15 protein-coding genes and 1 pseudogene are annotated in these 14829 nt (G+C 57.7%); 10 read left to right on the top strand and 6 right to left on the bottom strand.

The features are described 5' to 3' along the window. Nucleotides 1–20: 20 nt before the first annotated feature. A pseudogene (locus AC0V60_RS13945) lies at nucleotides 21–1737 on the bottom strand (class I adenylate-forming enzyme family protein). Nucleotides 1738–1963: 226 nt separating this feature from the next. Between AC0V60_RS13945 and lgt the strand changes: the two are divergent. Continuing rightward, nucleotides 1964–2875 (top strand): prolipoprotein diacylglyceryl transferase, encoded by a 912-nt coding sequence (gene lgt, locus AC0V60_RS13940; RefSeq protein WP_486179038.1) that lies wholly within the window; start codon nucleotides 1964–1966, stop codon nucleotides 2873–2875. Beyond that, nucleotides 2776–3570: a hypothetical protein gene (locus AC0V60_RS13935; RefSeq protein ID WP_486179526.1), complete on the top strand. Its 795-nt coding sequence runs from the start codon at nucleotides 2776–2778 to the stop codon at nucleotides 3568–3570. The genes lgt and AC0V60_RS13935 overlap by 100 nt, the downstream gene beginning before the upstream one ends. Here the strand turns inward: AC0V60_RS13935 and AC0V60_RS13930 are convergent. Next, nucleotides 3567–3866, bottom strand: coding sequence for a hypothetical protein (locus AC0V60_RS13930; protein WP_486179037.1), 300 nt, complete (start codon nucleotides 3864–3866; stop codon nucleotides 3567–3569). The genes AC0V60_RS13935 and AC0V60_RS13930 overlap by 4 nt on opposite strands. 3 nt (nucleotides 3867–3869) lie before the next feature. On the opposite strand from AC0V60_RS13930, the gene AC0V60_RS13925 reads away from it, so the two are divergent. Both AC0V60_RS13925 and AC0V60_RS13920 read left to right on the top strand, forming a co-directional pair. After that, on the top strand, nucleotides 3870–4844 hold the full coding sequence (locus AC0V60_RS13925) for a class I SAM-dependent methyltransferase (protein ID WP_486179036.1): 975 nt from the start codon (nucleotides 3870–3872) through the stop codon (nucleotides 4842–4844). Between the two features lie 58 nt (nucleotides 4845–4902). Next, on the top strand, nucleotides 4903–5319 hold the full coding sequence (locus AC0V60_RS13920; RefSeq protein WP_486179035.1) for a DUF2147 domain-containing protein: 417 nt from the start codon (nucleotides 4903–4905) through the stop codon (nucleotides 5317–5319). Here AC0V60_RS13920 and AC0V60_RS13915 read toward each other — a convergent pair. From AC0V60_RS13915 to AC0V60_RS13905, 3 genes are all read right to left on the bottom strand, one after another. Beyond that, the gene (locus AC0V60_RS13915; protein WP_486179034.1) at nucleotides 5316–6854 is read right to left on the bottom strand and encodes an ABC transporter permease/substrate-binding protein; all 1539 of its coding nucleotides are present in this window, start codon (nucleotides 6852–6854) and stop codon (nucleotides 5316–5318) included. The genes AC0V60_RS13920 and AC0V60_RS13915 overlap by 4 nt on opposite strands. Then, nucleotides 6851–7564: an ATP-binding cassette domain-containing protein gene (locus tag AC0V60_RS13910; protein ID WP_486179033.1), complete on the bottom strand. Its 714-nt coding sequence runs from the start codon at nucleotides 7562–7564 to the stop codon at nucleotides 6851–6853. The genes AC0V60_RS13915 and AC0V60_RS13910 overlap by 4 nt, the downstream gene beginning before the upstream one ends. A 105-nt stretch (nucleotides 7565–7669) precedes the next feature. After that, complete coding sequence (locus AC0V60_RS13905; protein ID WP_486179032.1) at nucleotides 7670–8134, bottom strand: hypothetical protein; 465 nt, start codon at nucleotides 8132–8134, stop codon at nucleotides 7670–7672. Between the two features lie 142 nt (nucleotides 8135–8276). On the opposite strand from AC0V60_RS13905, the gene AC0V60_RS13900 reads away from it, so the two are divergent. From AC0V60_RS13900 to AC0V60_RS13875, 6 genes are all read left to right on the top strand, one after another. Beyond that, the gene (locus tag AC0V60_RS13900) at nucleotides 8277–9443 is read left to right on the top strand and encodes an isovaleryl-CoA dehydrogenase (RefSeq protein ID WP_486179031.1); all 1167 of its coding nucleotides are present in this window, start codon (nucleotides 8277–8279) and stop codon (nucleotides 9441–9443) included. 424 nt (nucleotides 9444–9867) lie between these two features. Then, nucleotides 9868–10185 (top strand): DUF1330 domain-containing protein, encoded by a 318-nt coding sequence (locus AC0V60_RS13895; protein ID WP_486179030.1) that lies wholly within the window; start codon nucleotides 9868–9870, stop codon nucleotides 10183–10185. Continuing rightward, on the top strand, nucleotides 10185–10547 hold the full coding sequence (locus tag AC0V60_RS13890; RefSeq protein WP_486179029.1) for a hypothetical protein: 363 nt from the start codon (nucleotides 10185–10187) through the stop codon (nucleotides 10545–10547). The genes AC0V60_RS13895 and AC0V60_RS13890 overlap by 1 nt, the downstream gene beginning before the upstream one ends. A gap of 107 nt (nucleotides 10548–10654) precedes the next feature. Further along, entirely contained in the window at nucleotides 10655–12262 is a 1608-nt protein-coding gene (locus tag AC0V60_RS13885) for a carboxyl transferase domain-containing protein (protein WP_486179028.1), read from the top strand. Nucleotides 12263–12593: 331 nt separating this feature from the next. Next, nucleotides 12594–13223 carry a lysophospholipid acyltransferase family protein gene (locus tag AC0V60_RS13880; RefSeq protein ID WP_486179027.1) on the top strand — a complete coding sequence of 210 codons (630 nt, stop codon included), beginning with the start codon at nucleotides 12594–12596 and terminating at the stop codon, nucleotides 13221–13223. A gap of 140 nt (nucleotides 13224–13363) precedes the next feature. Beyond that, entirely contained in the window at nucleotides 13364–14005 is a 642-nt protein-coding gene (locus AC0V60_RS13875; RefSeq protein ID WP_486179026.1) for a hypothetical protein, read from the top strand. Between the two features lie 6 nt (nucleotides 14006–14011). On the opposite strand, the gene AC0V60_RS13870 is transcribed toward AC0V60_RS13875, so the two are convergent. Continuing rightward, complete coding sequence (locus AC0V60_RS13870) at nucleotides 14012–14794, bottom strand: M50 family metallopeptidase (RefSeq protein WP_486179025.1); 783 nt, start codon at nucleotides 14792–14794, stop codon at nucleotides 14012–14014. Nucleotides 14795–14829 lie beyond the last annotated feature (35 nt).

Genomic DNA, 14829 nt, shown 5'->3' with positions numbered 1-14829 from the left:
AGCTGATTTGGGTGTATTTTCTAGGCAGCCGACAGCTGTTCAGTGTAATGCGCGCGCAGGGATTTCTTGTCGATTTTCTGCGTGCCAAGGCGGGGAAGCGGATCATTGACGACCCAGATATGCTCTTCAAGCGGAACCTTGAAGGGGGCAATGTTGGAAAGCAGGAACTCGCGCAGCTGACCTGGCTCCATCGCATCGCGGCCCTCTTTCACATTGAAAACGCATGCCGGCACTTCGCCCATGCGGTCATCAGGCAGGCCAAAGACCGAGCATTCGGCGATATCGCTATGGGCGTAAATCGCGTCTTCCACCTCGATACAGGTGATGTTTTCACCGCCGCGGATGATGATGTCTTTCTTGCGATCGACAATGTAGAGATAGCCGTCTTCGTCGACATATCCGAGGTCACCGGTGCGGAAATATTGATCGTCGGTGAAGGCGGCGTCTGTGGCCTCTTCATTGCCCCAATAGCCGCGGAAGTTTGCAACAGAGCGAATGCACACCTCGCCAACGCCCCCTTGAGCAAGCGCGTTTCCGTCATCATCAAGGATCGCCAAATCGACCAATGGCAAAGAAGCTTTCCCCGTAGAGCCCGGCTTTGCGATGTAGTTCTCGTTAAAGTTGCCGCAGCCCACACCATTGGTTTCTGTGAGGCCATAACCCAAAATCGGGAAGCCGCCGGGGAAGGCATCTTTGATGCGCGTGACGTGCTCAACCGGACGCGGCGCGCCGCCAGCAGCGAAGCTTTTACAGGCGGAAAGATCATAGTCCTTCACATCGGGATGCATGGCCATTTCATAGCTCATGAGCGGCACGCCGACGAAATAGGTGATCTTCTCTTTATCCATCAATTGGATCGCATTGAGCGCATCCCACCGGGGCATAAGAACAAGCTTGCGGCCGATTGCAAAGGATTGAAGGAACAGAGGAACTTCGCCCGTGACGTGGAACAAAGGCACAGCAACCAGAGCAGACGGCTGCGCGCTCATGTCTTCGCCTCTGCTTTCAAGCAGCACCTTGGCCATCGCGCTTTGCGCAACGTAATTCATGGTGCCAGCAACAACGCCTCGGTGGTCGGAGTACGCACCCTTCGAATTGCCGGTTGAGCCGGAGGTATAAAGGATTGTGGCCAGATCATCCGGGCCAAGCTGTCCGAGCATCGCCATCGCAGCAGACGCTTCAAAGCTTTCCGGCGCTTTCCACACATTGGCGAGCCCCTCATGCGGCGCATTATGCTCCATCATAACCAGCTGTGCCGAATGATCGGTGCCCTCCAGCCGCGCGGCGCGGCCTGTATCGGCAAGCACAATCTTACATTCTGCCAAGCGAATGCCGTAAGCCAGCTCATCACCTGACCAGAAACCGTTGAGCAAGGTCACACAGCCGCCCGCCATGGCGATGCCCATATAAGCGATCATCCAATTGGCCGAGTTGCGCGCCGCAATTCCGATCCGGTCGCCTTTTTCAACGCCGTGATCGTTCACAAGGCTTTCCGTGACGCAAACGGCGGCCTGATAGGTTTCGCCAAAGGTCAAACGCAAATCGCCATCAACGATGAAGGGCACATCCTTGTGCTCCTGGCAGAAGTGCGCGAGGTAATGCGCCAATGACGGGGGAAGTTGTGAACTGGGGCATCACCGTACCCTCACGTTCAAACGGAGTGGTATGAAACGGCTGACCTTCCTTGGTCAGTTCCCCGATGATCGCTTCAAGGGCTTTGTCCAGCTCAGTGGCCATGCGGTCTTCTCTCCCATTTGCGCCCCTCTCAACTGAGCGCCGATTGTTTTTCGCCTATTTGTCGCTCTAAGCTCCTCTGAGCAAGAGGCCAAATAGCGCAATGTGCCATGAAGTTCTGCGAGCAGCGTTTAGCAAAGCGCTTTGCGTAGCCGCAATGCTGTGCCAAAAGCCGCGCTGACTTCCCGTGCCGATATGGCACTTCCATGAGCTTTAAGAGGTTCCTTTCGTGCTGTCACTACTTGCTGCAGCCACCGGCGTGGCTGAGCCAATTTATTGGGAAGATCTGGGCATGTCGCCCTATCTGTTCGAGCTTGGCTCGTTCCAGTTGCGCTATTATTCGCTCGCATATCTGCTGGGCGTAATCTTCGCGTATTGGCACACGTCAAAAGCGCTTAAAACGCCCGGTGCACCGATGGCACAGCGTCATGCGGATGATCTATTCTTCTATTGCACGCTCGGGGTGATCCTGGGTGGCCGTCTTGGCTATGCCGCGTTCTACACCGGCGGCGACACAGGCATTCCATCGGCCTTTACTGACTTTTCCGGCGACGGCTTAGTCAGCTGGAAGCTTTTGCGCATGTGGGACGGGGGCATGAGCTTCCACGGCGGGATGCTAGGCGTGGGTGTAGCCATGCTCTGGGTGGCGTGGCGCAACAGCCTCTCCTTCGTGCGCGTGTGCGATTATGTGACAGTGAGTGTTCCCATGGGCATGATGCTGGGCCGTCTTGCCAATTTCAACAATGGCGAACTGTGGGGCCGCGCGAGCGACGTGTCTTGGGCAATGGTCTTCCCCGACCCGCGTGCAGGCGAAATCGCACGCCATCCCAGCCAGCTCTATCAAGCAGGGCTGGAAGGGCTTGTGCTCCTCATCGTGATGCTGCTCTTGTTCTGGAAGACGCGAGCGCGGTTCCGCCCCGGCCTTTTGGCGGGCGTCTTTACTCTTGGCATGGGGTGTGCGCGCTTCTTTAACGAATTTTTCCGTCAACCCGACGAACAATTGGCTGACTTGGTGACACAAACCGGGCTATCAATGGGCCAATGGCTAAGCGTACCGCTCATCGTGATTGGATTGATTGTCGTGATTGCCGCGATGATGAGGCCGCCCGTGGGCTCAGGGATGGCAGCGCGGCTGGCCTAGGTGTCATCACGCTTCGCACGAGCCGTGTGAGCGAATTGCGTTTGATTGAACCGGATGCAGCGGCCGTTGCTGCTCCGGCTGAAGCGCCGCCTGAGAAAAAAGCCGCAAAAGAAGCCGCAAAAGAGCCCGTCAAGGAGAAGCAGCAGCGTAAGGCTGAGCCGGTCGCCGGTGACGAAGCGGCAGCGCTCGCTAAAGCTCTCAAGGACGAGGAAGACGCCCGCATCGCCGAGGAAACGGCGCTCGCGGCCAAGGCGATGGCGGAGGCCAAGGCCAAAAGAGAGGCCAAGGCGGAGGCCGAGGAAAAAGCACGCGCCGAAGCTGAGGCAAAGGCGCAAAAACAAGCGGCGATTGCAGCAGCCGAGGCAAAGGCGCGCGAAGACGCTGATCGTAAGGCTAAAGAAGAAGCCGAGGCAAAGGCACTCGCGCAGGCTGAAGCGAAAGCGCAGGACGAAGCTGCACGCAAAGCCAAAGAAGAGACAGAAGCCAAGGCAAAGGCTGCTGCCGAGGCGAAAGCTAAGCAGGACGCAGAGCGCGCCGAGAGAGAAAGGGCCAAGGCGGAAGCTAAGAAAAAGGCCGAGGCCGAAGCGAAGGCCAAACGCGAAGCAGAAAAAAGGCAACGCTTGAGGCTGAGAAGAAAGCCAAAGCCGAGGCAGCCGCCAAGAAAAAGGCTGAGGCTGAGCAAAAAGCTCGGCTAGACGCGGAGAGAAAGGCTCAAGAACAGGCCCAGAAAAAAGCCCAAGAACAGGCTAAGCAAGAGGCTGAACGCAAAGCTAAAGAAGAGGCCGAAGCCCAGGCCAAAGCGGAAGCCGCAGCCAAGAAGAAAGCCGAGGCCGAGGCCCGCAAGAAAGCGCGCGCAGAGCAAAAGGCCGAAGAGAAAGCACGCGAAAAAGCCGAAGCCAAAACGCTCGCCGAGGCGGCTGAAAAAGCGAAGAACCTTGGCAAAACCTTTCGCCGCCTGATCCGCGAAACCGGCCCGATCAGCCTTGCCCATTACATGGCGGAAAGCAACGCGCGCTACTACACCAGCCGCGACCCATTGGGCGAGGAAGGCGATTTCATCACCGCGCCCGAAGTCAGCCAAATGTTTGGCGAGTTGATCGGCCTTTGGTTTGCGGACCTTTGGGTCAAGATGGGCGCGCGCAAGCACATTCATTATGTCGAACTTGGCCCGGGGCGCGGCACACTGTCAAAAGACGCGCTTCGAACCGCAGCGCGCTATGATTTTGCGCCCACCGTGCACTTTGTCGAAACATCGCCAGCGCTTCGCAAAATTCAGCGCGAGGCTTTTCCCGATGTCGTCCACCACGATGATATGTCGACGCTTCCCGATGATGCGCCGCTTTTGATCGTCGGCAATGAGTTTTTCGATGCGCTTCCCATCCACCAGCTGATCCGGTCCGCCAATGGCTGGCACGAGCGTATGGTGGGGCTTGAGGGCGATGATTTCGTCTTTGTTGCAGGCGATAAACCGATGGATGCGATTGTCCCCAAGGGCTGGAAAAGCGCCAGCCAAGGCACGATGATCGAAACCAGCGCAGCGGCGTCGACACTGATGAGCGAGATCGCCGCGCGGTTGAAAAACCAAGGCGGGGCAGCATTGATTATCGACTACGGCCCGTTCGAGGCGCGCTCGGGCTCAACGCTGCAAGCGCTCAAATCCCATGAGAAGGTCGATGTGTTCGATCATCCCGGGCAAGCAGACCTTACCGCTCACGTCGATTTCGAAATGCTCAAAGACGTGGCCGATGCGCAGGGGGCCGATGTGATGGGCGTCCAAATGCAGGGCGAATGGCTAAGGCAGATGGGCATTGATGTGCGCATGGAGGCGCTTCAGCGGCAAAATCCGGGCGAAGCGGATAAGATCAAGCGGCAATATAGCCGGCTGGTTGACGATGGGCAAATGGGCCTGCTGTTCAAAGTGCTTGGCATTTGCGGACGCAGATGGCCCGATGGGGTCGGCTTCGAGTGATAGCCGCAGCTTTCGCATGGCTTTGCGCGAACCAGAAACATCTCGGAGGAGAATTTGCATGATCCAGCGCTTGGTTTTGTCACTTTTAATGGCCGGAGCCGCCTTGCTCGCTCTTCCAGCACAGGCGCTAGCGGCCGATCCCATTACTGGCCGCTGGATCACCGAAGACCGCGGCGCTGTGGTTGAGATTAAACAATGCGGCAGGATCGCTCGTTTCCTGATCACGCCTCCTGACGGCGCGGACCAGCGCGATATCAACAACCCCGATGCTGCCTTGCGCAAACGCAAGCTTTTGGGCCTGCCGATCCTGACCCAGTTTCGCGAAGATGGCAGCAAATGGCGCGGACGAATTTATGATCCCAACAACGGAAAAAGCTATCGCTCAGTTATTGAGCGAAAAGGTGCAAACACCATCGAGGTGAGCGGCTGCATCGGCCCGCTTTGTCAGAGCCAAACTTGGCGGCGCGCGCGTTAGAGCCCTATTGTCTGTGCCAATTCTTCAGCCGCTTCCTTAGGCGAAAGCTTGCCTTCGCCCTCTCGGTCCACAGCGTAATTCGACTCGCGCATAGCCTCGACTGAAATCGCTCCGATCAAGGGCGCAAGCGCGGCGGCAATTTCATCGTCCCCGGCAATGCGCGGGCTCATCATCAGCATCGCATCGTAGCTCGGCAGCGCCTCGCGCGGGTCCTCTAGAACGACCAGATTGTCCGCTGCAATCCGCCCATCCGAGGTATAAGCGCTGATCGCATCGGCCTCGCCGGATTTGAGCGCATTATACATAAAGGTGGGCGAGAAATTGCGGGTTTCGCCCACGCGCAGACCGTATGCCTCGCGCACTGCGATCCATTCGGGCCGTTCAAAGAACTCAGGATCCCCGCCCAGGGTCAATTGCGGGGCCACTGCGACCATGTCCTCAAGGCTCGTGATGCCGAGTTCGGCTGAGCGATCGGCGCGCATGGCAAAAGCATAGGCGTTCTCAAACCCAAGCCGTCCGAGCACGCGCACCCCGGTGTTTTCGCGCTCCCAGTCCACGATAGTCTCATACATCGCCTCGCGCCCAGGATTGTCGGTGCGCTCCAGCTCATTGGTCCAGATCGTGCCGGTGTAATCAACAGATATATCAATATTGGATGAAGCCACCGCGCTGTGCACGACGGCGGACCCCAACCCATCGCGGTATGCGACGGAATAGCCCGCTTTTTCCAATTGAGCGCCGATCAATTGGGCAAGGATATACTGCTCTGAAAACTGTTTTGAGGCGATGATGATGGTGTCGTCATCCTCCCCGCCGCCTTGCGCAAGCAGCGCCGCTCCAAGGCCAAGCGCGGTTGCTGCAATCCCCGCGCCCCATTGCCATTTGCGCCGTTTTGCAAAGCCGTTTTCGATCATCCCCAAAAGCGCATCGACCACTATGGCAAGGCCCGCGCTTGCAATGCAGCCTGCTACGACCAGCGCCCAGTTCTGCGTCTGAAGCCCGGCAAAGATCGGGTCGCCAAGGCTGGGCTGTCCGATAGTGGTTGAAAGCGTCGCAGCGCCAATGGTCCAAACGCTTGCCGTGCGGATACCGGCCATCACAAAGGGCGCGGCCAATGGCGCTTCAACAAGGCGCAGTTTTTGCCAAGAGGTCATGCCAACGCCGTCGGCGGCCTCAAGCACTTGCGGGTCAAGATTGGCCTGCGCTGTGACGGCGTTCCGCAGGATCGGCAGCAGGGCGTAAAGCGCCAGAGCGAGAAGCGCGGGCAGGAAGCCGAGCGTCGGCAGTTCCTCGCCGAATACCGCTCTGAGGCTTAACAAGATCGGGAAGAACAGCGCCAATAAAGCCAGGGCAGGAATGGTCTGCACGAGGCTCGCGAAGCCAAGAGCAAAACGGGACACGGTTTGAGATCGGCTGGCCCAAATAGCGAGCGGCAATGCCACCACAATGCCCAGCCCTATCGCGCTGGCGGCCAGCACAATATGGGCGGCAAATTTGCCGCCCAGGCCAAGCAGGATTTCGAAGATCTCGCTCATGCTGGATCGTTCTCCATATGAGCCAAGCGCTCCGCCTGCTCACGCGGAACCGCGACAAGCCCTTGCGCGATCTCTCCGCCGTCGCCTTTGAGCAGTGCACGCGGCGTTTCGTCTGCCACAACCGCGCCTTTGTCCATCACAAGGACCCTGTCAGCGAGCAAAAGCGCCTCTGCCATGTCGTGCGTTACCATCACCGTGGTGAGGCCAAGTCTCGCGTGAAGCTCGCGCACTTTTTCGCCCAGGGCATCGCGGGTAATCGGGTCAAGCGCACCGAAGGGTTCATCCATGATCAGAAGTTCGGGGTCGCTCGCAAGCGCGCGCGCGACCCCCACCCGCTGGCGCTGCCCGCCCGAAAGCTCATCCGGCATACGGCCCGCCATTGCAGGCTCTAGTTCCACCAATTCGAGCAGCTCGGAAATTCGCGAAACCGGCAAGGTCTCGCCAGCCAAACGCGGTCCGATGGCAATATTCTCGCCGACGGAAAAATGGGGAAAGAGACCAATCCCTTGGAACGCATAGCCCACCCTTCTGCGCAGCCTTGCCTGGGGCAGGGTGGTCACGTCGTCTCCGCCAAAAAGCACCCGCCCGCCAGTCGGCTCGACCAGTGTGTTGACCATCTTGAGCAGCGTCGATTTGCCTGATCCAGATGATCCCACGAGCGCCACAAAGCTGCCCGCCGCTATATCGAGTGTAACGCCGCCAACGGCCACTACCTCGCTGTAGCGCCGCTCTGCCTGCTCAAAACGGATAAGCGCTGCCTGTGGGCCTGTGCCGGAAGAGTTTGCGGAAATGATCTGCCCCTAACTTTTTTGCGTTCAGCTGCTCTCTTGCTCGGCTTTGCTTGCAGGCGGAGGCGTGTAGGCGATGCGCTTGATCTCTACCCTTTTGCCATCGTCGTTGGTTACGATGATCATCCCGTCATCATCCGGGCTTGCGGGGGTCCAACAAACCTTTAGCCCTCCATCGGGCGCAAAACATAGGGACCCATCAGGTCGCCGTTCCCAATCGCCTCTGTCTGCCGCGACGCCATTGCGGAAATCGCGGTAACGCCCGCCAGTATCGAGGAAAGTCGTCTGCACCGATCCATCGCTGCCAACGGAAAGCCAGCCAGTGTCGGCCATAAGCATGGGCGGGGCTTGCTCGGCATTGTTGGCAGCATCTGCGCTCTGTTCTTCGCTCGCCCCAGCCTCACCCGGCCCTTCATCAGCCGGCGCACATGCGCCAATGGCCAGCAGGCCAAGGGGAAGCAAAAAGCGAGAAAAATTGATATGCGTTGCCATGATAGGGGCAGCCTAGAGCGCAAATCGCGTCACGCCAAGCGCTGTGCTAAGATCTCCATGGAACTGTGCCGCATCATTGGCCTTTGCCAACAAGATTGCTAATGCGCGCAACAAATGAACATACCTGTCTGAGAGAACACTGATGCGAGCCACCCCTGATTTCGATTTCCAGCTCGGCGAATCTGCTGAGATGATCCGGACAAGCGTCGGGCGCTTTGTTGATGAACAGCTGATGCCGCTGGGCGACAAAATCGACCGCGAAGATTATTTCCCGCGGGACGAGGCGTGGAAGGCCATGGGCGACCTTGGCATGCACGGGATCACTGTCGATGAGGAAGATGGCGGGCTTGGCCTCGGCTATATCGAGCATGTGATCGCAGTTGAAGAAGTCGCGCGGGCGAGCGCTTCGCTGTCGCTATCCTACGGCGCGCATTCCAACCTTTGCATCAACCAGATCCGCCGCTGGGCTAGCCCTGAGCAAAAGGCAAAGTACCTCCCCAAGCTGATCAGCGGGGAACATGTCGGCTCGCTTGCTATGAGCGAGGCGGGCGCAGGCTCTGATGTGGTTTCGATGAAATTGAAGGCAGAAGCTGTGCAGGGAGGATACGTCCTCAATGGCACCAAATTCTGGATCACCAATGCGAGCGAAGCGGACACCTTGGTGGTCTATGCCAAGACCGACGGGCACGCAGGCTCGCGCGGGATCACGGCGTTCCTTATCGAGAAAGACATGCCCGGTTTTTCCATCGGTCAGAAAATCGAGAAAGTCGGCATGCGCGGCTCTCCCACAGCGGAGCTCGTCTTCGACAATTGCGAAGTGCCCGAAGAGAACATCATGGGCCCGCTGAATGGCGGCGTAGGCGTGTTGATGAGCGGCCTTGATTATGAGCGCGTGGTGCTCGCCGGGCTCTCCATCGGCATTATGCAAGCCTGCCTCGACACCGTCATCCCTTACGTCCGCGAGCGTAAGCAGTTCGGCAAACCCATCGGTTCGTTCCAGCTGATGCAAGGCAAGATCGCGGATATGTACGTCGCGCTCCAAACTGCCCGCGCCTATGTTTATGCGGTGGCGAAAGCATGTGATGCGAACCAAACCACCCGCTTCGATGCCGCAGGCGCGATCCTCTATGCGAGTGAAAACTCGTTCAAAGTGGCAGCCGAAAGCGTGCAAGCACTGGGCGGCGCAGGCTACACCACCGATTGGCCGGTCGAGCGCTATATGCGCGATGCGAAACTGCTCGATATTGGCGCGGGGACAAATGAGATCAGGCGGATGCTTATTGGGCGCGAATTGATTGGGGCGAACTAGGAGGGAAAGATAACGATGTTTCGATACTTTATGATGGCTGCTATTTGTCTGTGTGGAATGCCTATTCAATACTCAGTAGCGGCCCAAAACCAGCCAATGCCAACGTGCGAGGCGCTCACATTCGATTGGGATAATCTGGAAAAAAGTTTGGCAGCATCGTTTAGCGCTGGGCTGACTGATAACTCGGCCCCCCGAGCCACCCTTCGCAAGCTTGAAGACTTAGAAAGCCTCGGGCGTGCGGACATGATCTATCAGATGATGAAGGACAACTCATGTCCGCTGCCAAAGAGCCCGCCTAGTAGGGTGAAATATCTTTCGGCTGCATCGACTTGCGATCTGGAGCGTATGCGCCAGCGGTCAGCCGAGGTGCCTGAATGTGATCGGCAGAATTGGAAAGCCATGGGTAAGGAATGAGGCTGAAAAAATGACCGCACCCGTCTACATGATCAGCCGTATGACCATCCACGACCGCGCCGAGTACGATAAGTACGAGGAGCGCTTCATGGAGATCTTCGAGAAATTTGAAGGCAAAATGCTGAGCGTCGACGAAGAGCCACAGGTGGTAGCTGGCGAATGGAACGCGACCCGCAGCGTCCTCATCGAATTTCCCGATAAGCCCAAGCTCTTCGCATGGCTGACTTCTCCTGAGTACCAAGAGATCGGCAAATTTCGCGACGCAGGCAGCACGGCGGAGGCGATTATTGTTGAGGGCCGCGAGCCCGAAGCCTCCCTTGGCAGCTGATGCCAACAATCGCGAAGATCATCTGGACTTTGGGCTTTGTCGTCGGGACGATCACCCATTCGCTCGACATTCTCCACCTCGGCTGGCTGCCATATGATTTTAGGCCGCTGCCGTGGAATATCTATTGGACTTCGCTGACGTTTCTTGACCCGCTCGCAGCGATTTTGATTTGGGCGAGGGAGCGATGGGGCGTTTGGTTGGGAATGGCCATTATAGCCTCAAACGTATTGGTGAACGGCTACACCTATTTGATCGGCTATGAAGAGTTCTTCTTCGCGCTCATTTTGCAGAGCCTCTTCGCCGCATTTGTGTTTTTCGCGAGCTGGGAGCATTTTCGCAGCTCCAAGAAAGAAACCGTATGACCGTTCCAAACACCGCCGTCATCCTGAACTGGTTTCAGGATAACACTGGCACCGCTTATCGCTTGTTATCCCGAAACAAGTTCGGGATGACAGATAGAAAGTAAAGTATGACCGCACCTGTTCTCACAACCAAACTCGGCACCGAAGCGCCGGATGCCAAGGCCCGTGCCGCGCATAACAAGGCTCTCGCGAGCGATCTTCGCGAGGCTGTCGCCAAGGCATCCCTCGGTGGGCCAGAGCGCAGCCGCGAGCGGCATATTTCTCGCGGAAAATTGCTGCCCCGTGAGCGGGTAGAACGCCTTCTTGATCCCGGTTCGCCCTTCCTTGAGATCGGTCAGCTTGCAGCGAACGGCATGTATGAGGGCGACGTAAACGCTGCCTCCATCATCTGCGGGATTGGGCGCGTGTCGGGGCGTCAGGTGATGATCGTATGCAATGATGCGACGGTCAAAGGCGGCACGTACTACCCGCTGACGGTGAAGAAGCACCTTCGCGCGCAGGAAATCGCGATGGAGAACCGGCTGCCCTGCATCTACCTTGTCGATAGCGGCGGGGCGAACCTGCCGCATCAGGCCGAGGTCTTTCCCGACCGCGATCACTTCGGGCGCATTTTCTTCAATCAAGCGAATATGTCGGCAGCTGGCATTCCGCAGATTGCCTGTGTGATGGGCTCTTGCACGGCGGGCGGAGCCTATGTCCCGGCCATGTCCGATGAGACCGTGATTGTGAGGAACCAGGGCACGATTTTCCTCGCTGGTCCTCCCTTGGTGAAAGCAGCAACGGGCGAGGAAATCACCGCCGAAGACCTTGGCGGCGGCGACCTTCATGCCAAAAAATCAGGCGTCGTCGATCACTTGGCTGAGAATGACGAACACGCGCTCACCATTGTGCGCGATATTGTCAGTCAACTGGGAGCGAATACGGGGGAAGCGACGGACATAGCGCTAAAAGATCCGCGTCCGCCCAAGTTCGACGCCGACGATCTCTACGCCATCGTGCCAGACGATGTGCGCGCGCCTTACGATGTGAAAGAGGTTATCGCGCGGCTGGTGGACGGGTCGGAGTTCCACGAGTTCAAGGCGCATTACGGCTCGACACTGGTGTGCGGCTTTGCCCATATTTGGGGGATGCCGGTCGGGATTATCGCCAACAACGGCGTGCTGTTCTCCGAAAGCGCACAAAAAGGCGCGCACTTTATCGAGTTGGCGTGCCAGCGGCGCATCCCACTTCTGTTCCTCCAGAATATCAGCGGCTTTATGGTCGGCGGCAAATATGAGGCAGAAGGCATCGCCAAGCATGGCGCAAAGCTCGTGACCGCCGTTGCCACTGCGACCGTGCCCAAGATCACCGTGGTCATCGGCGGAAGCTTTGGCGCGGGCAATTACGGCATGGCGGGCAGAGCCTACTCCCCGCGCTTCCTCTTCACCTGGCCCAATGCGCGCATTTCGGTGATGGGCGGCGAGCAAGCCGCTTCCGTGCTAGCCACCGTCCACCGCGATGCAGACAAATGGAGCGAGGAAGAGGCGGAAAGCTTCAAAGCCCCGATCCGCCAGAAGTATGAGGACGAAGGCAACCCCTATTACGCCACCGCTAGACTGTGGGATGACGGGGTGATTGATCCGGTACAGACCCGCGATGTGCTGGGGCTGGCCTTTGCCGCGACACTGGAGGCCCCGATTGCGGAAGCGTCCCGCTTTGGTGTATTTAGGATGTAGGGTGGAATAGCTATGTCGGGCGGAGTTCGGGGCGATCACCCATACACAGATATTCTGATTCATCGCTCGTCGGCGGGGTTCGGGAGCGAGATCGCAGACTCTGTTCGAGCCTTGGCGAGGAAACATGGAGCATTAGAGCTCCGTGATAAGATTGGGAGAATACTTGAAGAACCAAGCTTCTCCGGCAATTCTAGCGATCCGGAGGTTAGAGCGAGAATTATGGCCAATCTTCAAGAGCTCGAAGCCCATTTGGGCGGAACGTCCTAAGTCTTCCTCGCATTCCGCAGCGTAACTGCTAGTCTCCCACCCGGACAAGAGAGGACCCCAGCGTTTGAAACACAACGAAACCCGTAATGTCGGCCTGTTGTCGCGCGCCGTGAACCGGATCATTCTGTTTTTCTACAGCTGGATGGGCTGGCGGATCGAAGAGCGCTTCCCCAAGGACGTCAAGAAATGCGTTATCGCGGGCGCCCCGCACACCTCCAATTGGGACTTTGTCTTTTTCGCGGGCGCCACCAAGGAAGAGAAAGTGCAGCCTAACTTCATGGGAAAGCACACGCTTTTCAAAGGGGTCATGCGCAATTTCATGCTCGATATGGGCGGCATTTCTGTTGATCGGCGCGCTGCGGGCGGTACGATCCAACAACTCAAAGATGAGTTCGCCGCGCGCAATGAACTCAACCTCGTCATCGCTTGCGAAGGCACGCGCAATTCCGACGGCAAGTGGAAGTCGGGCTTTTACAACATCGCCAAGGCCGCCGGGGTCCCCATCGTCCTTGCTTATGCCGACAATGACAAACGCACGATCGGATTTAGCCCGCCGATGATGCCTTCTGGCAACTATGGCGAGGACCTACTCAAAATCGCAGAGTGGTTCCGCTCCAAAATCCCCGATCTCGACCGGTATAAGGTGCTGGAACAACAGGCAAAAGACATCATCGCGGGCAAGAACGAGTTCTGATTTGATATAGCAAGCTGCACAAGCGGCCCGCGCTCCTTCCCCAAATTGCGATGCCGCGTCGCACCATTTTTGCGCAGATATGGCTTTAAGCCCGCCTCTTCGCACCCTATCTTAGCTCCAATTGAGGAGGCCCCCTTGCCATGTCTTTGAGCGAAGAAACCCGCCAACACGAACGCCAGCGCATTGCGGCGATGGTCCTCGACCTTGTCAAAGAGCGCGGGAGCGAGATTTCCTTTGCCACCGCACAAACCGAAAGCGGCCTTTCGCGCAGCCGGTTTGAATGGGTGTTTGAGGATTATGACGACCTCTTCGACGCGATCGCTGCGGTCTGGCTCGCTCCTCACATGAAAGTCATGGAAGAGGTGCTGGCAACAAATCTTCCTCCCATCCGCAAGATGTACGAGTTTTTCAGGCAGCGCTTCGTTATATCGCGGCAGCGTTACCGTGACGATCCTGAGAACTTCACCATGATTTGCGAGATGGGGGCCGCCAATTTCGAACGGGTGCGGTCCTATGTGGACCTCGCTGATCACTATCTGTGCGAGGTAATCGTCCAGGCGCAGGCTGATGGATATTTCGCAGGGCTTGAGATCGACGAAACCTTGTCGCTCATCAATCAGATGGTCGGACCATACACACTGCCGGAATCGCTCATTTACCTTGCCGACAAGCTGAGCGAGGAGAAGCTTGCCCAGATCATCGACACCATCTTCACCGGCCTTTCGGGCGAAGCGGGAGGCGAGGCCAAGGGCGTCAACACTATCCGCGTCGCTGTCTCTTAAGGCCCACTAACGTTCGCGGTCGGACGTTCGTTTGAACTGCAGCACATTGGCGGGCAGTTTGCGGGCCGCGTTGAGCCGCCGCTTTTCGTCAAGGGCATATTTGAGGCTCGCCCCGACCATCCCAGCTGAGATGAGCAGGATAAGTGCAGCCCAAACCCAATGCGGCAGCCACAAGGCCGCCTCGATCTGCCCTGTGTCAGATAAAATGGTCCTGCCCTCAATCACGACCTGCTCTGTGAAGAAATAGCGATAGTCGCTGAACATGCTCATCGCGCCAATCAATCCCAGAAACTGCAAGGTAAAGCGGTTGATGCCCTCAGAAGCCTTCCACGCGATCAACGCCAATGCGAGAGCGACAAGCGGCAGAACTGCGACCCCGACGGCGGATCTCACATAGATCATGACCGATGCAAAAATCGCAGCAGACAAGCCCCAAAGCGCCGGGCGCCAAAGCTTTCGGTGCGCGCTTGCCAGGATCAATCCCGCTCCCACAAATGTCGGAGCAAGCGGGCCTCCAGCAGCAATAGCGGCGCGCAGGAACGGCGAGGCGCCGGCTGCGACCCTGATGTCTGCGAGCCCTGAACCATCGGCGAAAATGAGCAGGCGGTCAAAACTTTGACCTAGCAAGAGTGCAGTCATCCCGTGGCCCATTTCGTGGAACCACGTTGTCAGGATCGCAAAGGGATAAACAAGGTAAGAACCAAAGGGAAGCGAGGGCAACGCAAGCACAATGAAACCTGCAAGAATGAGCCTGCCTACTTCTTCGGCTTGGCTTCCAGGTTTTACCATTGAACGCATCCTTGCTCCTTTCCGAAAGCGGGCGG

The organism is Erythrobacter sp. S259, from assembly GCF_057364965.1.
The sequence above is the reverse complement of the archived record's forward strand: the minus strand, read 5'-3'. Positions and strand labels throughout refer to the sequence as shown.